Here is a 6,000-nt window from a genome sequence, read left to right on the forward strand (position 1 = left end):
GAGAGCGCGCCCAGGGGGTAACTGGGGAATGTGTGTCCGGGAGCGCGGGGGATATGGATGCCCCACGGCTGGCCCCGTTACCGACCTTTGAGTGAGAAATGAGAGTGGAACCGCGATTTGTACCGCCTCTTATGCCGTCCGGCATGGGAGGCGTTTCTGTTTTTCAGGAGGTGTTTGGACTGACGCGGCTGTGCCATCCCTGAGACTGATCACGGCACCCTGGCGGTCTACCGCCCGGAGGAGTGGCTGGAGCGGGTGCAACCCTTTTTGGAGGAGACCCCGGTCAGCCGAACAGACTGGTGAACAGCAGACTCAGCAGAGACCAGATGACCAGGGCGGTGAGTGTGGCGAATACGACGGAAGTGAAGGTCAGGGCATCGCCCGGCACCGGAGAGGGGAGCTGGGGCGGCTCCGGCACCGCCCCATCCACCAACTGGACGGGAGCGCCCGCCCGACGGAATACCTCCAGCAGTGCAAGGGCCTCCTCCTCGGTGAGGCCCTCCCGCAGGGGAACCGGCTCCCGGCGCGCTTGCTCCAGCAGACGTATGCCCTGCTCCCTGGAGAGGCCCAGCTCCTTCATGAGGGCGCGGAGCGTTCTGCTGCGGGCATCCGGATAGGCGGGGCGGGCGGTGAGGCGGACGGTAAAGCGGTTGGGCCCTGTGATGGGGCGGAAGTCCGCATACGGTGCGGCGGAGGAGAGGGGATAGCCGCAGTGAATGCAGGCCGGAGCCCGGTCGGATACCTCTTTTCCGCACTCAGGACAGGAGATCAGGGCCATAAGATGCCTCCTTTTGTGTGAAAGCGTGTGGTTTCAGCCCCATACTAACAGAAATCCCCCTGAATTGCAACCGCAAAGCGCCTTGACACATTTCCCGGAACGTGGTAGTATACTAGAACAGTTGAATCGCGTGAGGAACGGAAATAGTACCCAGCGAGTACCCGCCAGAGAGGGAGCGTCACCGGCTGAGAGCGCGCCCAGGGGGTAACTGGGGAATGTGCGTCCGGGAGCGCGGGGGATATGGATGCCCCCCGGCTGGCCCCGTTACCGGCCTTTGAGTGAGAAATGAGAGTGGAACCGCGATTTGTATCGCCTCTTATGCCGTCCGGCATGGGAGGCGTTTCTGTTTTTCAGGAGGTGTTTGGACTGACGCGGCTAGGCGAGACCCTGCGGGCCTATCAGGCCCGCGACCCGGCGGCCCGGAGCCGGCTGGAGATTTTTCTGCTCTACCCGGGCGTGCACGCGCTCATCTACCACCGGATTGCCCACTTTCTCTACCGGCACCGGCTCTTCTTCCTGGCCCGGCTGGTGAGCCAGTGGAGCCGCTGCTGGACGGGAATTGAGATCCACCCCGGCGCGCAGATCGGCCGGCGGCTGGTTATCGACCACGGCATGGGCATCGTCATCGGCGAGACGGCCGAGATCGGCGACGACTGCCTGCTCTACCACGGGGTCACCCTGGGGGGCACCGGCAAGGACCACGGCAAGCGCCACCCCACCCTGGGGAACAATGTGATGGTGTCCGCCGGAGCCAAAGTGCTGGGCCCCTTCAAAGTAGGGGACAATTCCCGCATCGCGGCCAACGCGGTGGTGCTCAGCGAAATACCGCCGGAGGCCACCGCCGTGGGCGTCCCCGCCCGGGTGGTGCGCATCGCCGGGGAGAAGGTGGACTTCGCCGGGCAGGTGGACCAGATCCACGTGACCGACCCGGTGCAGAAGGAGCTTCAGGCGTTGAATTCCCGGCTGGAATGGCTGGAACAACTGATGGATGAACAGGCAAGGAGTAAGAATCTATGAAAATCTACAATTCCGCAACCCACACCAAGGAGGAGTTTGTCCCCCATGAGCCGGGCAAGGTGTCCATGTACACCTGCGGCCCCACAGTGTACCACTTTGCTCACATCGGCAATCTGCGCAGCTATATCATGGAGGACGTGCTGGAGAAGCTGCTCCGCTATGCGGGCTATGATGTCACCCGCGTCATGAACATCACCGACGTGGGACACCTGGCCTCCGACGCCGACACCGGCGAGGACAAGATGCTCAAGGGGGCCCAGCGGGAGCACAAGACCGTGATGGAGATCGCCCAATTTTATACCGATGCCTTCTTTGCCGACTGCAAGAAGCTGAACATCAAGTACCCCGACGTGGTGCAGCCCGCTACCGGCATGATCGGTGACTATATCAAGGTCATCTCCTCCCTCATTGACAGGGGCTACGCCTACTTCGCCGGCGGCAACGTCTACTTCGACACCTCCAAGCTGGAGAAGTATTATGTGTTCAACGACCACGACGAGGAGGACCTGGCCGTTGGTGTCCGTGAGGGCGTGGAGGAGGACGCCAACAAGCGCAACAAGAACGACTTTGTGCTGTGGTTCACCAAGTCCAAGTTCGAGGATCAGGCCCTCAAGTGGGACTCCCCCTGGGGGGTGGGATACCCCGGCTGGCACATCGAGTGCTCCTGTATCTCCATGAAGTATCTGGGGGAGCACCTGGACATCCACTGCGGCGGCATCGACAACGCTTTCCCCCACCATACCAACGAGATCGCCCAGTCGGAGGCGTACCTGGGCCACCCCTGGTGCAAATACTGGGTGCATATCCACCACCTGAACACCAACTCTGGCAAGATGAGCAAGTCCAAGGGAGAGTTCCTCACCGTCTCCCTGCTGGAGGAGAAGGGGTATGATCCGCTGGTGTACCGCTTCTTCTGCCTCCAGTCCCACTACCGCAAGGGGCTGGTGTTCTCCTGGGAGAACCTGGACAACGCCAAGGCCGCCTATGACAAGCTGGTGGCCCGTGTAGCCGCCCTGAGCGGTGAGGGAACTGTGGACGAGGGGGCCGTGGAGCGGTTCAAGAACGACTTCCTTGAGGCGGTGGGCAACGATCTCAACACCTCTCTGGGGGTCACCGCCCTGTACGATGTGCTCAAGGCCGGCGTGAACGACGCCACCAAGCGGGCGACGCTGGACAGCTTCGACCAGGTCCTGGGCCTGGAGCTGCTGTCCCACGCCGACGCCCTCAAGGCCCAGCAGGCCGCCCCCGTGGAGGGCGCGGAGGAGATCGAGGCCCTGATCGCCAAGCGCCTGGAGGCCAAGCGCGCCAAGAACTGGGCCGAGGCCGACGCCATCCGCGACCAGCTCCGCGCCATGGGTGTGGAGATCAAGGACGGCAAGGACGGCACCACCTGGACGCGGATCTAAGCCATCAAAGGGAGGAGACCGGAAAACGGTCTCCTCTTTGCTTCGCTTCGTGTTTACACATGCGCCGAAGGGACTTCCCTTGCCAAACAGGCGGAATATCGGTAAAATAGAACCACTATAGCGGATTCAAGCGCGGAAAAAGGGGGGAGAAGGACGGAGAGGCAGACACAGAACGACTTTTCCAGGGGGAGCATGGCGCGGAACATCCTTCAGATGGCGCTCCCCATGACGGTGGCGCAGCTCATCAACATCCTTTATAATATTGTAGACCGCATGTACCTGGGCCGGTTGCCGGGGCACCTGTCCCTGACCGGGCTGGGGCTGTGCCTGCCCATCATTTCCATCCTCATGGGCTTTGCCAACCTGTGCGGCATGGGGGGCGCGCCCCTGTGCTCCATTCACCGGGGCAAGGGAGAGAACGAGGAGGCCGAGCGGATTTTAGGCAACTCCTTTACCCTCCTGCTCCTGTTTGGCGGGGGACTGACGGTGTTCTGCCTGGCCTTCCGGAGGCCCATCCTCTATCTCTTTGGGGCCAGCGACCTGACCTTCCCCTACGCCAACGACTACCTGACCATCTATCTGCTGGGCACCCTCTTTGTGATGATCGGCCTGGGCATGAACCCCTTTATCAACGCCCAAGGCTTCAGCCGCATGGGGATGATGACGGTGGCCCTGGGGGCGGCGGTGAACATCGTGCTGGATCCCATCTTCATCTTTGCCCTGGATATGGGGGTGCGGGGGGCGGCCCTGGCCACGGTGCTCGCCCAGGGCTGTTCCGCCCTGTGGGTGCTGAAGTTCCTCACTGGACGGCGGGCGCTCCTCCGGCTGCGGTGGAACACCCTGCGGCTCCAGGCGGCGCGAGTACGTCGGATCCTCGCCCTGGGCACCTCCGGCTTTGTCATGTCCATGACCAACAGCCTGGTGCAGGTGCTGTGCAACGCCTCCCTTCAGCACTACGGAGGCGACCTTTACGTGGGGGTGATGACCGTCATCAACTCCATCCGGGAGGTGGTGTCCATGCCGGTGCAGGGCATCACCAACGGCTGCCAGCCGGTGCTGGGCTACAACTACGGCGCGGGGGAGTACGAGCGGGTGCGCCGGGGGATCCGGTTCACCACGGTGCTTACGGTGGGCTACTCCGTGGCGGCGTGGGCGCTGGTTATGGCCGTGCCCGAGCTGCTCATCCGTATCTTTAACGACGAGCCGGAGCTGATCGCTGCGGGCATTCCGGCCTTCCGGCTCTATTTCGCCGCCTTCTTCTGCATGTCCTTCCAGTTCATCGGGCAGTCGGTGTTCGTGGGCCTGGGGCGCTCCAGGAGCGCGGTGTTTTTCTCCCTGCTGCGCAAGGCCTTCATCGTGGCCCCGCTGACGCTCCTGCTGCCGGGGCTGGGCATGGGGGTGGACGGGGTTTTCGCGGCGGAGCCGGTCTCCAACGTGCTCGGCGGGCTGGCCTGTCTGCTCACCATGTATGTCACGGTCTACCGGCGTCTGGGTCGGTAAGGCCAGGGGCGGATTTCCCGAAGGGGAAATTCCGCCCTCTTTTTGTGCCCGGCCTGAGATATTTCCCACCCCTGGCGGGTATTCTCAGTGAAAGGCCTTTCAAACGACGACCGCAAGGAAGGGAGTACCCATGACAGACGAGACATTCGAGCGGGTGGCCCGCACCTACGGGGACATGCTCTACCGGGTTGCCTACCACGCCCTGAAGAACCGGGCGGACGCGGAGGACGTGACCCAGACCGTCCTGCTCAAGCTCTACCAGCAGGGAGACCGCTTTGAGAGCGAGGAGCACCGGAAGCACTGGCTGCTGCGGGTGGCGGTGAACGAGAGCCGGCGCCTGCTGCGCTCCTTCTGGCGGAGCCGCGCCGTGCCGCTGGATGAGCAGTGGGACGCGCCGGTGTCCGATGACCCCGCCAAACGCGAGCTGTTCCAGGCCGTCATGGGCCTGGAGACCAAGTACCGCCTGACCATCTATCTGTATTACTACGAGGGCTGCTCCGTCAAGGAGGTCGCCGCGGCCCTTCATGCCAATCCGTCCACGGTGCAGACCTGGCTCCAGCGGGCCAGGGAGCGGCTGCGGAGGGAGCTGTCCGAAGAAGAGGAGGGAAAGGGCTATGTTTGAACCCAATCAATACCGTGAACTCTGCTCGGAGCTGCATGTATCCGAGGAAAAATTAGAGGAGGTTATCCAAATGACTGAGCAGGAAAAGAAGCGCAAGTTCCACCGTCCCATGCGTCTGGGCTTGGTGGCCGCCGCCGTGGCCGCCATGCTGGTGGTAACGGTGAGCGCCGCCAATTCCGAGGCGATTATGACCTATCTCACAAGTCTCCGCGACGCTGCGGTCGCCGGGGAGGCCTGGGCGGATTCCCCGGTGAATACGGAGGAGGGGACGGGAGGACTGTGCCTCCCGGAGGCGTCCCTGGAGGAGCGGGACGGCCGCACCATTCTGATTGTGGACGGAGTGGAGACCGATGTAACCCAGGCGCTGACCGACCAGGGGGAATACCTGTATGAGTGCGGCGAGGGGGAGGAACAGGCACAGGTACGGGTCTATTTGGACGAGCAGGGCGCGCCCCGGCTGATGACCAGCTTTTTCACAGCCGGAGAGGACGGCGGAACGGGGGCGGTTGTGGTTGTCCCGGCGGACGGGGAGGAGTAAGGAAACGCCCCCATAGAGCTGGATTGGCTCCTTGGTGCTCTCCGGATTGTTGACTCAAATAATCTTAAATGTCATACTGCTCCACGGAAAAAACCAGGCGGCCCAAGGAATTGGGCCGCCTGGTGCTATTGGTATTTTT

General features: G+C 62.7%; 6 protein-coding genes. 5 read left to right on the top strand and 1 reads right to left on the bottom strand.

The genetic code is table 11. The features are described from left to right. Positions 1-283 precede the first annotated feature (283 nt). On the bottom strand, positions 284-778 hold the full coding sequence (locus ACESY8_RS11575) for a zinc ribbon domain-containing protein (protein WP_024723204.1): 495 nt from the start codon (positions 776-778) through the stop codon (positions 284-286). Between the two features lie 318 nt (positions 779-1,096). Here ACESY8_RS11575 and epsC point away from each other — a divergent pair, with 318 nt between their 5' ends. From epsC to ACESY8_RS11600, 5 genes are all read left to right on the top strand, one after another. Then, positions 1,097-1,795, top strand: a complete 699-nt coding sequence (epsC, locus tag ACESY8_RS11580; RefSeq protein WP_009257754.1) for a serine O-acetyltransferase EpsC — start codon at positions 1,097-1,099, stop codon at positions 1,793-1,795. Further along, positions 1,792-3,201, top strand: coding sequence for a cysteine--tRNA ligase (cysS, locus tag ACESY8_RS11585; protein ID WP_009257755.1), 1,410 nt, complete (start codon positions 1,792-1,794; stop codon positions 3,199-3,201). Before epsC ends, cysS begins: the two co-directional genes overlap by 4 nt. A 192-nt stretch (positions 3,202-3,393) precedes the next feature. After that, positions 3,394-4,701, top strand: a complete 1,308-nt coding sequence (locus ACESY8_RS11590; protein ID WP_204682085.1) for an MATE family efflux transporter — start codon at positions 3,394-3,396, stop codon at positions 4,699-4,701. A 130-nt stretch (positions 4,702-4,831) separates the two neighbouring features. Then, on the top strand, positions 4,832-5,323 hold the full coding sequence (locus ACESY8_RS11595) for an RNA polymerase sigma factor (RefSeq protein ID WP_007493806.1): 492 nt from the start codon (positions 4,832-4,834) through the stop codon (positions 5,321-5,323). A gap of 70 nt (positions 5,324-5,393) precedes the next feature. Then, positions 5,394-5,861: a hypothetical protein gene (locus ACESY8_RS11600; RefSeq protein WP_225123345.1), complete on the top strand. Its 468-nt coding sequence runs from the start codon at positions 5,394-5,396 to the stop codon at positions 5,859-5,861. Positions 5,862-6,000: the final 139 nt, after the last annotated feature.

The organism is Clostridium sp. ATCC BAA-442 (genome assembly GCF_964239415.1).
In the GTDB taxonomy this organism is placed as follows: domain Bacteria; phylum Bacillota; class Clostridia; order Oscillospirales; family Oscillospiraceae; genus Flavonifractor; species Flavonifractor plautii.

What these genes read in the sequence shown, in the direction of transcription:
- cysS (WP_009257755.1), top strand. Translation starts at nt 1,792, where the DNA reads ATGAAAATCTACAATTCCGCAACCCACACCAAGGAGGAGTTTGTCCCC.
- epsC (WP_009257754.1), top strand. Translation starts at nt 1,097, where the DNA reads ATGCCGTCCGGCATGGGAGGCGTTTCTGTTTTTCAGGAGGTGTTTGGA.
- ACESY8_RS11575 (WP_024723204.1), bottom strand. Translation starts at nt 778, where the DNA reads ATGGCCCTGATCTCCTGTCCTGAGTGCGGAAAAGAGGTATCCGACCGG.
- ACESY8_RS11590 (WP_204682085.1), top strand. Translation starts at nt 3,394, where the DNA reads ATGGCGCGGAACATCCTTCAGATGGCGCTCCCCATGACGGTGGCGCAG.
- ACESY8_RS11600 (WP_225123345.1), top strand. Translation starts at nt 5,394, where the DNA reads ATGACTGAGCAGGAAAAGAAGCGCAAGTTCCACCGTCCCATGCGTCTG.
- ACESY8_RS11595 (WP_007493806.1), top strand. Translation starts at nt 4,832, where the DNA reads ATGACAGACGAGACATTCGAGCGGGTGGCCCGCACCTACGGGGACATG.